This window comes from Streptomyces sp. NPDC055243 (assembly GCF_044544025.1).
Classification (GTDB): Bacteria; Actinomycetota; Actinomycetes; order Streptomycetales; family Streptomycetaceae; genus Streptomyces.
The window spans coordinates 239,047-254,204 of sequence record NZ_JBITWR010000010.1; the positions used below are offsets into that span (position 1 = coordinate 239,047).

Below are 15,158 nucleotides of genomic sequence, written 5' to 3' on the forward strand. Positions count from 1 at the left end.
TGTGGGCGTGGGTCCGGGCCTGCTGACGTTGGCGGACGCGACCGTGCGGTTCGGGTCGCGGGCCGTGCTCGACCGGGTCGGGCTCGCGGTCGGGGAGCACGAGATCGTGTGCGTGCTCGGGCCCAGCGGCAGCGGCAAGTCGACGCTGCTGCGCGCGGTCGCCGGGCTCCAGGAGCTCGACGCCGGGCAGGTCCTGCTCGATGGCCGCGATCAGCGGGGCGTGCCCGCGCACAAGCGGGGGGTGGGCCTGATGTTCCAGGACCACCAGCTGTTCCCGCAGCGCGACGTGGCGGGCAATGTCGCCTTCGGGCTGCGGATGCACGGGGCGTCGCGGGGCGAACAGGCCAACCGCGTGGCCGAGTTGCTCGAACTGGTGGGGCTGCCGGGTGCGCAGCGCCGCGCCGTCGCCTCGCTCTCGGGCGGCGAGCAGCAGCGGGTGGCCCTGGCGCGGGCGCTCGCGCCGAGGCCGCGCCTGCTCATGCTCGACGAGCCGCTCGGTCAGCTCGACCGGTCGCTGCGGGAGCGGCTTGTCGTCGAACTCCGTGAACTCTTCGACGAGTTGGGTACGACGGTGCTCGCGGTCACGCACGACCAGGGCGAGGCCTTCGCGCTCGCGGACCGGGTCGTGGTGATGCGGGAGGGGCGGATCGCCCAGTCCGGTACGCCACTTGAGGTCTGGCGGAACCCGGCGGACGAGTTCGTGGCGCGGTTCCTCGGCTTCGACAACGTCGTCGACGCCACGGTCGTCGGTGACGTGGCGGACACCGTGTGGGGCAAGGTGCCGGTGCCTGAGGACGCGGTGGACGGCCGGTGCCGGCTGCTGGTGCGGCCCGCAGGGGTGCGGCTGGTCCCCGCCGACGAGGGGCTGCCGTGCGCGGTGACGGCGCGCACCTTCCGGGGCACGCACGTCGCCGTTCATCTGGAGCCACGGGTGGGGCCGCGGCTGGAGGCGGCCTGTGCGCTGCGGGACGCGCCTGGGGTGGGGGACACCGTGGGGGTTGCGTTCGACGCCGGGGATGTCGTGGTGCTGGGCTGATCCCCGCCCTCCGGGGGCCCGCCCCGGAATCCGTACGGGGTGCTCAGAAGCCGTACGGGCTGAAGCCCCGCAGGACGTCGGGGGCCTCCTCCACCCTGTCCACCAAGGCGATCTTCGACTCCATGGAACGCCCGCGCGCCAGCGCCTGAAGCAGTGGCCACGCCGGGAGGCGGTCCGTCCAGTGCTCCCGGTTCACCAGGATCATCGGGGCCGGTTCGCCGCGGGACTCGTAGTAGTTCGGCGTAGCCGCGTCGAAGATCTCCTGGAGCGTGCCCGCCGCGCCGGGGAGGAAGATCACGCCCGCGTTCGAGCGGGCGAGCAGTCCGTCCTCGCGGGTGGCGTTGGCGAAGTACTTGGCCAGGTGGGTGGCGAAGGCGTTCGGCGGCTCGTGGCCGTAGAACCAGGTGGGGATGCCCACCGAGGCGCCGCCGGACGGCCAGCGCTCGCGGACGTCGAAGGCGGCCCGCGCCCACTCGGTGATCGACGGCGTGAAGGAGGGTGCCTTGGCGAGGAGTTCGAGCGCCTCGTCCAGCATCTCGTCGCGGAAGACCGACGCGTACGCGCCCAGGTTCGCCGCCTCCATCGCGCCGGGGCCGCCGCCCGTGGCGACCGTGAACCCGGCGCGGGCCAGCGAGCGGCCGAGCCGGGCTGCGCCCTCGTACGCGTCCGTGCCGCGGGCCATCGCGTGGCCGCCCATGACGCCCACCACCCGCGCGCTGACGAGCAGTTCGTCGAGGGCGTCCGAGACCGAGTCGTCGTGGATCGCGCGGAGCATCGAGGAGAAGACGTCGCCGTCGGCCTTGGTCTCCTGGAACCAGGCGTACGCGCGGGCGTCCGGAGTCGCCTCGTACCCGCCCTCGGAGAGTCCCGCGAACAGTTCGTCGGGCGTGTAGAGAAGACCGCGGTACGGGTCGAACGGCAGGCCGGGGACGGGCGGGAACACCAGTGCCCCGGCGGTCCGCATCGCGTCCACCGCGCTCTGCTCCATGGCGCAGCCGAGGAAGACAGCGCCCGTGGCGTCGCAGGCCGCCAACGCGGTCGTACGCGCCGTCAGGTCTATCGCCTGGACGCGGCACCCGGCGAGGGAGCCGCCCGCGGCGATCTCGTCGAACTCCTCCAGCGACTCGATCTCGCGGTCGCCGCCCGGGAGTCGGGGTGAGGGCCTGGGGGCGGATGCGGGTTCGGGAGTCGGCTGCATCCGCCCATGCTAAGCAGGCCGGGTGGGGCGGTGGGCGCCGGGCGGGCCGTCAGCCCTGGACCGCGGACTCGTCCATCCACATGATTTCCCAGGTGTGGCCGTCCAGGTCGTCGAACGCGCGGCCGTACATCATGCCGAAGTCCTGCGTCTTGCCCTCCGTGGCACCGGCGGCCACGGCCTTGTCGACCAGCTCGTCGACCTTCGCGCGGCTCTCGGCGCTCAGACAGAGCAGCGTCTCGCTGGTCGTCGTCGAGTCCGCGATCTCCTTCTTCGTGAAGTCGCGGTAGCGCGGCTTGCTCAGCAGCATCGCGACGATCGTCTCGCTGATCACGACGCAGGCGCAGTCGTCCGTCGAGAACTGCGGGTTGATCGTGTAGCCGAGCTCCGTGAAGAACTTCTTCGAACTGTCGACGTCGTTCACGGCGAGGTTCACGAAGATCATCTGCTGGTACATGAGGAGTCTCCCGTTTCGGTGAGTTCCGCGAGGCGCGTGCGTCGTGTGCGTCGTGTGCGTCGCGTGCGTGCCGTGCGGTCCGTGCGTTCCGTGTCTTACGGAGGGGTAGACGCACGTTCGACGCAGAACTCATCGCCCGTCGCGAGATTTCTTTCCGCGAGTTCGGCGAGGACCCCTCACCCCGCGAGCGGCGTCGCGGCCAGCTCCGCGACCACCCAGGTCAGCGGCCCGAGCACGGCCACGAGCGTGGCTGCCCGCAGCGCCGCGGTGCCGCGCAGCATCGACAGGGGCGCCCCGAGCTGGAGCAGCGCGGACGTCGTGTCCGAGCGCGCGTGCTTGGCCTCGATCGCGGCCGTGGCCAGGGTGAGGACCGCGCAGCCCGCGACCAGTAGCGAGCCGAGCGTGGTCAGCGGGCCGACGTCGGGCCGGGCACCGGAGTAGAGCGTCAGCGCCGCGTACGCCCCGGAGCCCACCGCACAGAGCACCCCGAGCGGCCGCCCGATCCGCCGGGCCTCCTCCTGCAGCCCGCGCCCGGCCAGGAGCCGCATCGCGCCGGGCCTGACCGCCTGGAGGAGGCGCCCGCACAGATAGGTGAGGCCGGGACCCGCGAGCGCGAGGCCGACCGCGGTGAGCGTCCACCCGGCGAGCACGCCCGCGGGGCTGCCGGTCAGACCGCCCGGCATCGTGAGGTCAGAGGCGCCGGGGGAGCGGCTCGCGTACGCCTCGACGGCGAGGCCCGCCGCGAGCAGCGCGATCCCCCAGGGCAGCCCGCTCGGCGGCGCGGCCGGTGCGTCCGGACGCGGCGGCTCGTCCTGCTCCTTGCCCGGCTTCGCGGTCCGTGGCCGCAGCACGGCCGCACCGGCGGCGGAAGCGGTCAGCGGGACCAGGGAGAGCAGGGTGAGCGCCGCGCCGACGGGCAGCGGCTGATCGGCGGCGAGCAGGTCGGCCGCGGCGCCGTCGAACGGCAGGCCCGTCAGATCGCCCCGCAGGTGCAGGAAGAACAGGAGGGCCACCATCGAGCCGAGCGTGCACGCCACGGCCGTGGAGATCGCGGCGAGCACCGTGAGCTTGGCCGGGCCGAGGCCCACCGCGGAGAGCCCGGAGCGCGGCCGGGTCGCCGGGTCGGTGCGCGCGACGGTGACGGCGAAGTACACGGTGGCGGCGATCGGCGCGACGCACCAGGCGAGCCGCAGCAGGGCGCCGCCGGAGGCGTCCGGGTGGCCCATCGCGTACCCCAGCGTGCACAGCAGCAGGAAGCCGGTGCCGGCCGACGCTGCGGCGACGAGCAGCCGGCGCAGCTGGACCAGGGGGTGAGCCCCGCGGGCTAGACGGAGAGCGAGCACGCGGCCCGGCCTTCCGCATCGTCGGAGTCGCCGTCGGCGGCGGAGTCGGAGCCCGGGTCGGAGGCATCAGAGCCGGCCCCCGCAACGGCACCGTCCGCGTCACCGCCCGCCTCCCCGAGGTCGCCCGCCCCTGGCAGGTGCACCGTGTTCACGCGCCGCCCGTCCAGCAGCGTGACGGTGCGGTCGGCGAGGGCGGCGACCTCCGCGTCGTGCGTGGCCAGGACGACCGTGATGCCGTGCGAGCGGGCCGCGGTCGTCAGCGTACGAAGGACGTGGGCGCGGTCGGCGCGGTGCAGCGGCGCCGTCGGCTCGTCGGCGAAGATCACGGACGGCATCGTGACCAGGGCGCGGGCGATGGCGATGCGCTGGCGCTGGGCCTGAAGCAGCGCGTGCGGCCGCTTGCGGGCACAGTCGCCGATGTCGAGGCGGTCGAGCCACTCCTGGGCGGTGGTCTTGGAGACGCGGTGCGTGGCGTCGCGCAGCATCAGGGGCAGCGCGACGTTCTCCCAGGCCGTGAGCTCGGGCACGAGGTGCGGCTCCGGGTCGATCCAGCCGAAGCGGTCGCGGCGCAGGCGCTCACGGACGACCGGCCCCATGGTGTGCACCGGCGTGCTGTTGAACCAGACCTCGCCCTGCTCGGGAAGGAGCTGGCCGGAGAGACAGCGCAGGAGGGTCGTCTTGCCGCTGCCGCGCGGGCCGGTGACGGCGAGGATCTCGCCCTCGCGCACACCCAGTGATACGCCGGTGAGCGCTGGCGAGCCGTTGTGTGTGACGTGCAGGGCGCGTGCCCACAGCACGTCGTTGTCCGGCGGGGCCACCATCACGTACACCTCGGTTCAGATCAGTTTGCCTCCCCCGTACGGGGGAACGAAGGCGGGGCCGATCGGTCACTGGGCACGCTAGGGATCCAGGCCGCGCTGCCTGGAAACGACGCGGCCCGGGGGCACCCGTTCTCACTCGAACGGGCGCCCCCGGGGCCGGTGTTGATCACTCGATCACACCATGGGTCTCCCCATGGCTCAGAGCTTCGTCCACGCCTCCGTGAGGACCTGGCGCAGGATGCCCTCGATCTCGTCGAAGGTCTCCTGGGTGGAGATCAGCGGCGGGGCGAGCTGGACGACCGGGTCGCCACGGTCGTCGGCGCGGCAGTACAGGCCGTTCTCGAAGAGCGCCTTGGAGAGGAAGCCGTACAGGACGCGCTCGGTCTCCTCGTCGTTGAACGTCTCCTTGGTGGCCTTGTCCTTCACGAGCTCGATGCCGTAGAAGAAGCCGTTGCCGCGGACGTCGCCGACGATCGGCAGGTCGTGCAGCTTGCGCAGGGTCTGGTAGAACGCGTCCTCGTTGTCGAGGACGTGCTGGTTGAGACCCTCCTTCTCGAAGATGTCGAGGTTGGCGTTGCCGACCGCGGCCGAGACCGGGTGACCGCCGAAGGTGTAGCCGTGCAGGAAGGTGTTGTCACCCTTGTAGAACGGCTCGGCGAGCCTGTCCGAGATGATGCAGGCGCCGATCGGGGAGTAGCCCGACGTCATGCCCTTGGCGCAGGTGATCATGTCCGGGACGTAGTCGAACTTGTCACAGGCGAACATCGTGCCGAGGCGGCCGAAGGCGCAGATGACCTCGTCCGAGACGAGCAGCACGTCGTACTTGTCGCAGATCTCGCGCACCCGCTGGAAGTACCCGGGCGGGGGCGGGAAGCAGCCACCGGCGTTCTGCACCGGCTCCAGGAACACGGCGGCGACCGTCTCGGGACCCTCGAAGAGGATCTCCTGCTCGATCTGGTCGGCGGCCCAGCGGCCGAAGGCCACCGGGTCGTCGCCGTGGATCGGGGCGCGGTAGATGTTCGTGTTCGGCACCTTGTGCGCGCCCGGGACGAGCGGCTCGAAGGGGGCCTTGAGCGCGGGCAGGCCGGTGATGGACAGGGCGCCCTGCGGGGTGCCGTGGTAGGCGACCGCGCGGGAGATGACCTTGTACTTCTGGTGGTTGCCGGTGAGCTTGTGGTACTGCTTCGCCAGCTTCCACGCGGTCTCGACGGCCTCGCCGCCACCGGTGGTGAAGAAGACCTTGTTCAGGTCGCCCGGCGCGTGGTTCGCGAGGCGCTCGGCGAGCTTGACGGCCTGCGGGTGCGCGTAGCTCCAGATGGGGAAGAAGGCCAGGTCCTGCGCCTGCTTGTACGCCGTCTCGGCGAGCTCGTGACGACCGTGACCGGCGTTGACCACGAACAGGCCGGAGAGGCCGTCGAGGTACTTCTTGCCCTTGTCGTCGTAGATGTAGGTGCCTTCGCCACGCACGATGGTGGGCACGGGTGCGTTCTCGTAGTCCGACATGCGGGTGAAGTGCATCCACAGGTGGTCGTACGCGGTTCGGCTGAGGTCCTTGCTCACGGCTATCGGGTTCCCCACATATAGGTCTGCTTCTTGAGCTTCAGATAGACGAAGCTCTCGGTGGAGCGCACGCCGGGGAGGGCGCGGATGCGCTTGTTGATCACTTCGAGAAGGTGGTCGTCGTCCTCGCAGACGACCTCCACCATCAGGTCGAAGGAGCCCGCGGTCATGACCACGTACTCACACTCGGCCATGGCCGTCAGCGCCTCCGCGACCGGATCCAGATCGCCCTCGACATTGATGCCGACCATCGCCTGACGCCGGAAACCCACGGTGAGCGGGTCCGTGACGGCGACGATCTGCATCACGCCCTGGTCGAGCAGCTTCTGGACGCGTTGCCGCACGGCCGCTTCGGACAGGCCCACGGCCTTGCCGATGGCGGCGTACGGACGGCGTCCGTCCTCCTGAAGCTGTTCGATGATCGCCAGGGAGACGGCGTCGATGGACGAAGAACCGTTCCCTGGTCGGGAACCGCTGGAATCTGCGCTGCGACTGGCCACGACCCCATGGTGCACAGGACTCGACAGTTCCGCAAGGTCAGATCGATGAAATTCGTTGTCTGGAGCTTCGATCGTCACGGATTTCGCAGCTTGGGGGCCCCGGGTATGTTGAAAGCGTCGGTGTACCGACTAGGGTGGGAGTCTCATCCATTGGACATCTGACTGGAGGGCCGGAAGTGACCACCGAGCTGCGCCGTCTGCGTAACTACATCGACGGAGAATTCCGGGACGCCGCCGACGGCCGGACCACCGAGGTGGTCAACCCCGCCAACGGCGAGCCCTACGCCACCGCGCCCCTGTCGGGGCAGGCCGACGTCGACGCCGCCATGGAGGCCGCCGCCGCCGCGTTCCCCGCCTGGCGTGACCTGACGCCGGCCGAGCGCCAGAAGGCCCTGCTGAAGATCGCCGACGCCTTCGAGGAGCGCGCCGAGGAGCTCATCGCGGCCGAGGTCGAGAACACGGGCAAGCCGACCGGCCTGACGCGGTCCGAGGAAATCCCGCCCATGGTCGACCAGATCCGCTTCTTCGCGGGAGCGGCCCGGATGCTCGAAGGCCGCGCGGCCGGCGAGTACATGGAGGGTCTGACCTCCATCATCCGCCGCGAGCCGATCGGCGTCTGCGCGCAGGTCGCGCCGTGGAACTACCCGATGATGATGGGCGTATGGAAGTTCGCCCCGGCGCTCGCCGCGGGCAACACCGTCGTCCTCAAGCCCTCGGACACGACCCCCGCGTCGACCGTCCTGATGGCCGAGATCATCGGCTCCATCGTCCCCAAGGGCGTCTTCAACGTCGTCTGCGGCGACCGTGACACCGGCCGCGCGATGGTCGAGCACAACACCCCGGCGATGGCCTCCATCACCGGCTCGGTGCGCGCCGGCATGCAGGTCGCCGAGTCCGCCTCCAAGGACCTCAAGCGGGTCCACCTGGAGCTGGGCGGCAAGGCGCCGGTCGTCGTCTTCGAGGACGCCGACATCGCCAAGGCCGTCGAGGACATCTCGATGGCGGGCTTCTTCAACGCGGGCCAGGACTGTACGGCCGCCACGCGCGTGCTCGTCCACGAGTCCATCCACGACGAGTTCGTGACCGCGCTGGCCAAGGCGGCGGCCGACACGAAGACCGGCCAGCCGGACGACGAGGACGTGCTCTTCGGCCCGCTCAACAACGCCAACCAGCTGAAGCAGGTCGCCGGCTTCATCGACCGCCTTCCGGCGCACGCCAAGGTCGAGGCGGGCGGCCAGCGGGTCGGCGAGAAGGGCTTCTTCTACGCCCCGACCGTCGTCTCGGGCCTCAAGCAGGACGACGAGATCATCCAGAACGAGGTCTTCGGCCCGGTCATCACCGTCCAGTCCTTCACGGACGAGGCGCAGGCCGTGTCGTACGCCAACGGCGTGGAGTACGCCCTGGCCTCCTCGGTCTGGACGCAGAACCACGCGCGGGCGATGCGCATGGCCAAGGTCCTCGACTTCGGCTGCGTCTGGATCAACACGCACATCCCGCTGGTCGCGGAGATGCCGCACGGCGGCTTCAAGAAGTCCGGCTACGGCAAGGACCTTTCCGCGTACGGCTTCGACGACTACACGCGCATCAAGCACGTGATGACGTCGATCGAGGGTTAGTCCTCCCTGGCCCTGGGCTAATTGGGATGCCCGGCCCCGCCGCCCCCGCGTACCGTCAGGGACGCGGGGGCGGCTCCGTGGTGTGCTTCCTTCTTTCTCATCTCTGCAAAAGATCCGTAGCGCACCCACTCCCCGCCCCCGCATTTTCTGTACTACGGGGGTGTGACCTGATGAAGACGACCGACGACCTCGCGGGGCTGCTGCTGCGCCGGCGGCAGAGCGTGTTCGTGCCCTCCGGGGCCGGGCGGACCGCCGTGGCCGACGCCGGTGTGGTCGTCCTCGAGGCCGAACTCGCCGACCGCGGGCACCTGTTGACCGCCCCGCTGCGCCGCGCGCTCACCGCGCTGTCCGCCGCCGACCTCGCCGCGACCGGCATGAAGCTGCTCGCCGACGTCGACGCGCTGATGGGCTCGGACCGTCACCACGCCCCGCTGTTCCGGAGCTTCCCCGCAGAGGTCCCGTACCAGCACGCGTACGACCGGTTCACTTCTCTCGTCGCCCGGCATCTCGCCGCCCAGCCGCACCAGCCCTGCATGAACTGCGCCAGCACCAAGGCCCGCGTCCGCGCGCTCGCGCCCTGTGGACACCTGCTGTGCGACGAGTGCCACCGCATCGAGGACGACTGGGGCTGCTGCGAGGACTGCTGCGTCTGGTACGCCTGCCTGATCTGCGAGAACCGCTACGAGACGGACGGGCCCACCGACCCCTGGCTCGACACCGGGGCAGGGCTCGGCGGTGACGGCGGCGAGGTCCTGCGCGCCCTGGGCATCGCCGCGCCCGGCGACACCGCGGCCGAACTCGCCGCCCTGCTCGCCCGCCGTACGCCCCTCAACCCCCAGGACCACGACGACCTCGTCCTGCTCCTCGGTCACCTGGACCCGGCCGACGCCGCCGACTGGCTCCCGGCCGAGATACCGCTGCGCGAGAGCAAGGCGCTCGCCCTCGCGCCGCTGCTCGACCTCCCCGAAACGCGTGCGCTGATCGCGCGGTACGTGGACACCGCCACCGACGTGCTGCGGATTCTCGTCGTACTTCCCCAAGCTCTCAACTCCGTTCGAGCAGGGGAGACCCCAATCGGCGGCGACCCCGACCTGCTCGAACCGCCGCGTCTTCGCGGGCTCACGCGTCCCGTGCGCCGTGAACTCCTCGCCCTGCTCGACGGGTTGGACCTGCGACGCCTCGCCGAGGACATGGCCCGCGACCCGCGCGCCTGGAAGCGGGTCGGCGAAATCCTGCACCCCTTCGAGCAGCCCCACCGCCACGCGCGCGTGGCGCTCGCCTTCGCCGTCCTGCGCGGCACCCGCATCGGTGACGGTGCGCTGTCCGAGGTGCTGCTCGCCGAGGCCGCCCGCCACGAGGACGTCCGCATCGAGGGCGACCGGCTGCGGATCTCCACCTGGCAGGGGCGCGTCGAGGAGGCGCTCGGCCGCTGGGACACCACGGCCGCGGCCGGGCTGCTGCGCGAGCGGCCCGGCGAACTCCTGCGCCGCCTGGACCTGTTGCTGGCCCGTTCCGGCGCCGAGACCCTGCCCGATGTGCTGGCCGATGCGCTCGCGAACGCTCTGCCGCACACCGCTCCCGGGCCGCTGCTCGGTGCGTACGGCCGCATGAAGGTCCGTTCCGTGCCGGGGCACCGCCGCGTCTTCTTCCCGCGCGGGCGCGTCACCCAGGCGTACGCGATCGACGACGACCGGCCCCCGCTGCCGTCCCGCGTGGCGGGGCGCGCCGGTGAGCTGATCGAGGCGGAGGCCGTACGGCGGCTCGCTGTTCGCGAGGGGGAGCGGTACGAGGTGGCTGTCCTGGACGCCTCGCTCGCCGATCTGCCGGTGCCGTTCGCCGAGCGCGCTTCGGCGGCCTCGCTGGTCGCTGTGCCGCGCGGCAGCTCGCTGCCCATGCCCGCGGACAGCGAGAACGTGCGGCTCTTCCTGCACTGGCGCCAGCCCAAGGGCGTGCGCGTCGACCTCGACCTGTCCGTCGCGCTCTACGACGACCTGTGGCGCTTCGTCGGCCTGTGCGACTACACGCATCTGACGTACGCGGGCGGCGCCGCCCGGCACTCCGGGGACCTGACGTCGGCGCCCGCCCCGCACGGCGCCACCGAGTACCTGGACCTGGACCTGCCGCGGCTGGCCGACGCGGGGGTGCGCTTCGTGGTGCCCGCGGTCCTCTCGTACAACAACGTCCCCTTCGACCAACTCCCGGACGCCTTCGCGGGGTTCATGGCGGTGAGCGGCGAGAAGCGGGCCGTGTACGACCCGCGCACGGTCCGGCAGCGCTTCGACCTCGCGGGTGACGCGGCGCTGCGCGTGCCGATGATCGTCGACCTGCGGACGCGCCGCGCCTGGTGGGCCGACGTCACCCTGGGCACGGGCGACGGCCACCACGACGTGTGGCGCTACCGCGAGCGGCTCGGCCGGATGGGCAACGACCTGCTGGACACCTTCCAGCCGCGCGGTCGTGCCACCTTGTGGGACCTCGCCTGCTGGACGGCCGCCGCCCGCACCGACGGGCCCGTGTACGTGCGCGGGCGTGGCCACGTCCTGTGGGGCTACCGCCGTGCCGATGACGAGCCGCGCGCCGACTTCGCGCTGCGCGTCCGCGACGGCTGGGAGCCGGACGAGCTGCGCGCGGAGCCGGGGCCGGAGCTGGCGGGGCGCCGTGCTCTGCTGGCGCTCCTGCACGGGGAGTTGGAGGGGGCGGAGGATGCCGCGTCCGGCACGGTGTACCGGCTCTACCCGGGTCCGGTCGACGCGGCCGCGCCGGTGCGGATCACGGCGGGGGATCTGGCGGGGTGGCTGGCGCCCGCGTGAGCGCCCGCGGGTGGGGTGATCGGACAGATCGACAGGGTGTCGCTTCCGGACCGCTCGGCTCGACGCAGCGTCCATTGCCTGTACGTGACACCCAGGCGCATGCTGCCGATGTGCGAGCGAACCCCAGTGCCTCCTCAGTCTCCCGCCGGTCCCTGCTGCGTGTCATCGGCGGCGGGGCGGCCCTCGGCACGCTCGCGGGCTGCGGTGTGCCCGCCGCGTACATCGGACCCGGCGAGCGCGCCGCCGCGGACCGCTCCCGGCAGGACAAGTCGCTGACCTTCGCCAACTGGCCGCTGTACATCGACACGGACGACGACGACTCGACCAAGCGGCCCTCGCTCGACGCCTTCGAGAAGCGGACCGGGATCGACGTCCGCTACACGGAGGAGATCAACGACAACGACGAGTTCTTCGGCAAGATCAGCCCGTCCCTGATGAACCACCAGGAGACCGGCCGCGACCTCATCGTCATCAGCGACTGGATGTGCGCCCGCTTTGTGCGGCTGGGCTGGGTCCAGGAGATGGACCGCGCCCGGCAGCCGAACGTCACCAAGTACCTGGACCCGCTGCTGCGTTCACCGCACTTCGACCCCGGGCGGGGGCACACCGTCCCCTGGCAGTCGGGCATCACCGGCATCGCGTACAACAAGCGCAGGCTCGGCCGGGAGATCAAGCACGTGTCCGACCTGTGGGCCGGCGACCTCAAGGGCAAGGTCACGTTGCTCTCCGGCCTCGACGAGGCGTTCGCGCTGCTCATGCAGGGCGACGGGGTCGACATCACGAAGTGGAAGGCCGACGACTTCCACCGCATGTGCGACCGGGTGGAGAAGCTGGTGGCCTCGAAGCACGTCCGCCGCTTCACCGGCAACGACTACATCAAGGACCTCTCCAGCGGCGACGTCCTGGCCTGTCAGGCCTACAGCGGTGACGTGATCCAGCTCCAGGCGGACGACCCGGACATCGAGTTCCTCGTGCCCGAGGAAGGCGCCGAGCTGTGGGCGGAGTCGCTGATGATCCCGAACCTGGCCCGCCACAAGCAGAACGCGGAACGGCTGATCGACTACTACTACGAGCCCGAGGTGGCCGCCGAGCTCGCCGCCTGGGTCAACTACGTCTGTCCGGTGCCGGCCGCGCGCGACATCCTCGCCTCGTCCAAGGACAAGGAGCTGGCTTCGCTCGCCGAGGACCCGCTGATCTTCCCGGACGACACGATGCGCGAGCGGCTCGCGATCGCGCGGGACATCACCTCCGAGGAGCGCACGGAGTTCGCGAAGCGGTGGAACGCGATCGCGGGGTTGTAGCGGGCCCGGCGTCCGGCCGGTCGGGCCCGTGAGGGACGTGGTCCCGGGGCGGAAGGGGGCCGGCCCGGGACCACGTGCGGGTCAGGAGGAGGGGGTGGGGCTTCCCACGGGGATGTGGGGCTGGGAGGCGTCGGTGGGCTGTTCGGTGTCCACGTGGCCCAGTTCAGGGCTGGGAGCCAGGGGCGACAGGTGGAAGATGACGGTGGCCTGTGTGGTGCCCGTGTTCACCAGGCGGTGCCGGACGGAGATGGGCACCAGCAAGGAGTCGCCCGCGGCGAGGGAGACCTTCTCGCCGTTGAGGCTCATCTCCAGGTCGCCCTCGATGACGTAGAGGAATTCCTCCGAGTAGGGGTGGAGGTGCTCGGTGATCAGTTCGCCCGGCTGGAGCTTGAGGAAGCCGCCGAAGCCGGAGGTCGCGCCTACGGTTTTCGGGCCGAGAGTGAGCCGCAGATCGCCGCCGCGACGGCGGTTGGGCTCGATGGTGGCGACGGAGACGCGCTGCTTCTCCGCGTTCAGCTGTTCCGCGTTCATGGTGCACCCCTGTTCGGTGAAGGCCTGTGGCGCGTAGATGGCACCTGGGTTCTTCACCGTGCCCGGGGGGTTTCGAGGCGAACTCGAACGCCGGGTGGGCGGGGCTATGCCGGTTCGGTGGCCGCCGCGTCGGAGGCTTCGGCGGGCGCTGTGCGGTAGAGGGCGAGGCCGTTGATGAAGACGTCCAGGAAGAGCGCGAAGCGGGCGTCGGGGGAGTCGGTGAACATCACCGGGCCGTGTTCGGTCAGCCTGGGGAAGCGGTCCTTGGGGAGGTCCGCGAAGTAGTTGCGGACCTCGTCGCCGGAATCGCCGTCGATGCCCCGCTCGTTCCACATGTCGGATTCCAGGACGACGCCTTCGACCAGGAGCGAGAGCATGTCGCCCGCCTTGGCGGCGATGGGGACCGGGAGCCCCGCGGTGAGGAAGAGGGCGAGCATCCGCTCCAGTTGGACGATCATCTCCGGGCCGGCGGGGTAACGGCCCATGGAGATACGGGCCATGTCGCGGTGCGACTGGAGGAGGTCGCGCAGATCGTGGGCCATGTCCTTGATCTGTTTGCGCCAGTTGTCCGGGTCCGGCTCGGGCACGCGGAACTGGGAGTAGACGTGCTCGTACATGACCTGGAGCAGCTCGTCCTTGTCGCGCACGTGCGCGTAGAGAGCCGAGACGGTGACGCCGACCTCCGCCGCGACCTTGCGCATGCTCAGGACTTCGATGCCCTCGCGGTCAAGGACGTCAAGGGCTCCGTCGATGATCGTCTTCAGGGTCAGCGGCTTGCGCTTGGGAGCGGTGCGTTTGGACAGGCGGTGCTGATCCCAAGGCAACGGAGCGAGAGCGCCGGTGTCGTCAGCGAGGTTGTCTTGGGGATCGATCCTGGCCATGGGCTGAGGATACATGGAGAGGCCTCTTGAGGGCAGAACGTTGTTCTTGTAAGGTGAACGCCGTATACCTCGACATGGTGGCGCCGACTCCGGACGGCGTGACCACGTCCACCCCCGTGTTCCGGGGGTGGACGCCTTGTGGGTCGGTCGACGGCTGGCGGTTCAGGCGGATCGCGACCTGCGAGGGCCAACGGTGCCTGTTCGTTCGGGAGTGCTTGTCGACGGGCCCATGTGAGCGTTCTGCCTGGGGAGGAGCACTTGGTCGTCGGCGAGAAGGCCCTGGTGTATGCGCTGTACCTCGATCGACGGGCTCAGCCCGATCTCCTCGCTCAGTATCGTCCTCAACTTCTGGTAGGTCTGCAAGGCCTCGTGACGGCGGCCGATGGCCTGAAGCACGCGGATGAGCCGCCCGTGGAACCACTCGTTGAGCGGGTTCTCCGCGACGAGCCGCCGCAGTTCGCCAACCAGCTCGCGCTCCCTGCCGAGTTGGAGCTCCGCTTCGATGCGCTGCTGGAGCACCTGTAGCCGCTGCTCCTCCAACTGCACCGCGTACGCACTGAGTACAGGCCCGCAGGCGATGTTGCCGAGCGCGGGGCCGGCCCACAGTTTGAGGGCCTTCGCGAGGGTGGCGGCTGCCTGCTCGGCGCGCCCCGCCCTCAGTTCGGCCTGGCCTTCCGCCGCCAGCTTCTCGAAGTTCCAGGCGTCAATGGCGTCCGTGCGGAAGTTGAGGAGGTAGCCGAAGGACTGGGTCTGCAGAATGTCTTCGCCGCGCTGTGCGAACCGCTCCCGCTCAATCATCTTGCGGAGTTGGTAGATGTATGTCTGGGCGGTGGTCATGGCGCTTTTGGGCGGGGAATCGCACCATAGTTCCTCTATGATGGAGTCAACCCGGACCAGGTGATTGGCCCGGAGGAGGAGAAGGGCGAGCACTTGACGGACTTTTGGTGCGGAGGGTGTGCAGTGCCGGTCTCCATTGATGACCTCGACCGAGCCAAGAACCGTGAATCGCATCGTGAATCCTCCCTTGTGAACGAACCTGTCCTCCGGTGAAACCTGTTCGGGCTTTGCAAGGTTTGTTTAAATCGCGACGATCACCTGAGTGGAATA

General features: G+C 70.4%; 13 protein-coding genes. 4 read left to right on the forward strand and 9 right to left on the reverse strand.

Going from position 1 to position 15,158, the window contains the following annotated elements; all coding sequences use genetic code 11:
- The first annotated feature begins 7 nt into the window (after nucleotides 1–7).
- A complete protein-coding gene (locus ACIGXX_RS28270; protein ID WP_351165713.1) occupies nucleotides 8–1,036 on the forward strand; it encodes an ABC transporter ATP-binding protein in 1,029 nt (342 codons plus the stop codon).
- Between the two features lie 43 nt (nucleotides 1,037–1,079).
- Here ACIGXX_RS28270 and ACIGXX_RS28275 read toward each other — a convergent pair whose 3' ends face one another.
- The 6 genes from ACIGXX_RS28275 to ACIGXX_RS28300 all read right to left on the reverse strand — a co-directional run bounded on the left by ACIGXX_RS28275 (nucleotide 1,080) and on the right by ACIGXX_RS28300 (nucleotide 6,927).
- Complete coding sequence (locus ACIGXX_RS28275) at nucleotides 1,080–2,234, reverse strand: LOG family protein (RefSeq protein WP_361465241.1); 1,155 nt, start codon at nucleotides 2,232–2,234, stop codon at nucleotides 1,080–1,082.
- 49 nt (nucleotides 2,235–2,283) lie between these two features.
- The gene (locus ACIGXX_RS28280) at nucleotides 2,284–2,688 is read right to left on the reverse strand and encodes a VOC family protein (RefSeq protein ID WP_351165444.1); all 405 of its coding nucleotides are present in this window, start codon (nucleotides 2,686–2,688) and stop codon (nucleotides 2,284–2,286) included.
- Nucleotides 2,689–2,864: 176 nt separating this feature from the next.
- Complete coding sequence (locus ACIGXX_RS28285; protein ID WP_399979775.1) at nucleotides 2,865–4,031, reverse strand: hypothetical protein; 1,167 nt, start codon at nucleotides 4,029–4,031, stop codon at nucleotides 2,865–2,867.
- Complete coding sequence (locus ACIGXX_RS28290; RefSeq protein ID WP_351165449.1) at nucleotides 4,013–4,852, reverse strand: ABC transporter ATP-binding protein; 840 nt, start codon at nucleotides 4,850–4,852, stop codon at nucleotides 4,013–4,015. The genes ACIGXX_RS28285 and ACIGXX_RS28290 overlap by 19 nt, the downstream gene beginning before the upstream one ends.
- Before the next feature lie 198 nt (nucleotides 4,853–5,050).
- On the reverse strand, nucleotides 5,051–6,430 hold the full coding sequence (locus ACIGXX_RS28295; RefSeq protein WP_351165451.1) for an aspartate aminotransferase family protein: 1,380 nt from the start codon (nucleotides 6,428–6,430) through the stop codon (nucleotides 5,051–5,053).
- The gene (locus tag ACIGXX_RS28300) at nucleotides 6,415–6,927 is read right to left on the reverse strand and encodes an Lrp/AsnC family transcriptional regulator (protein WP_351165715.1); all 513 of its coding nucleotides are present in this window, start codon (nucleotides 6,925–6,927) and stop codon (nucleotides 6,415–6,417) included. Before ACIGXX_RS28300 ends, ACIGXX_RS28295 begins: the two co-directional genes overlap by 16 nt.
- A 161-nt stretch (nucleotides 6,928–7,088) precedes the next feature.
- On the opposite strand from ACIGXX_RS28300, the gene ACIGXX_RS28305 reads away from it, so the two are divergent.
- The 3 genes from ACIGXX_RS28305 (at nucleotide 7,089) to ACIGXX_RS28315 (ending at nucleotide 12,639) form a co-directional block, all read left to right on the forward strand.
- Nucleotides 7,089–8,528, forward strand: a complete 1,440-nt coding sequence (locus ACIGXX_RS28305; RefSeq protein ID WP_399979780.1) for a gamma-aminobutyraldehyde dehydrogenase — start codon at nucleotides 7,089–7,091, stop codon at nucleotides 8,526–8,528.
- Nucleotides 8,529–8,698: 170 nt separating this feature from the next.
- Nucleotides 8,699–11,338, forward strand: a complete 2,640-nt coding sequence (locus tag ACIGXX_RS28310; protein ID WP_399979783.1) for an MXAN_6230/SCO0854 family RING domain-containing protein — start codon at nucleotides 8,699–8,701, stop codon at nucleotides 11,336–11,338.
- Between the two features lie 110 nt (nucleotides 11,339–11,448).
- Entirely contained in the window at nucleotides 11,449–12,639 is a 1,191-nt protein-coding gene (locus tag ACIGXX_RS28315) for a spermidine/putrescine ABC transporter substrate-binding protein (protein WP_351165457.1), read from the forward strand.
- A gap of 81 nt (nucleotides 12,640–12,720) precedes the next feature.
- On the opposite strand, the gene ACIGXX_RS28320 is transcribed toward ACIGXX_RS28315, so the two are convergent.
- From ACIGXX_RS28320 to ACIGXX_RS28330, 3 genes are all read right to left on the reverse strand, one after another.
- The gene (locus ACIGXX_RS28320; RefSeq protein WP_351165459.1) at nucleotides 12,721–13,170 is read right to left on the reverse strand and encodes a cupin domain-containing protein; all 450 of its coding nucleotides are present in this window, start codon (nucleotides 13,168–13,170) and stop codon (nucleotides 12,721–12,723) included.
- A 104-nt stretch (nucleotides 13,171–13,274) separates the two neighbouring features.
- Complete coding sequence (locus ACIGXX_RS28325) at nucleotides 13,275–14,051, reverse strand: TetR/AcrR family transcriptional regulator (RefSeq protein WP_399979787.1); 777 nt, start codon at nucleotides 14,049–14,051, stop codon at nucleotides 13,275–13,277.
- 162 nt (nucleotides 14,052–14,213) lie between these two features.
- Nucleotides 14,214–15,062 (reverse strand): AfsR/SARP family transcriptional regulator, encoded by an 849-nt coding sequence (locus tag ACIGXX_RS28330; protein WP_361465223.1) that lies wholly within the window; start codon nucleotides 15,060–15,062, stop codon nucleotides 14,214–14,216.
- Nucleotides 15,063–15,158: the final 96 nt, after the last annotated feature.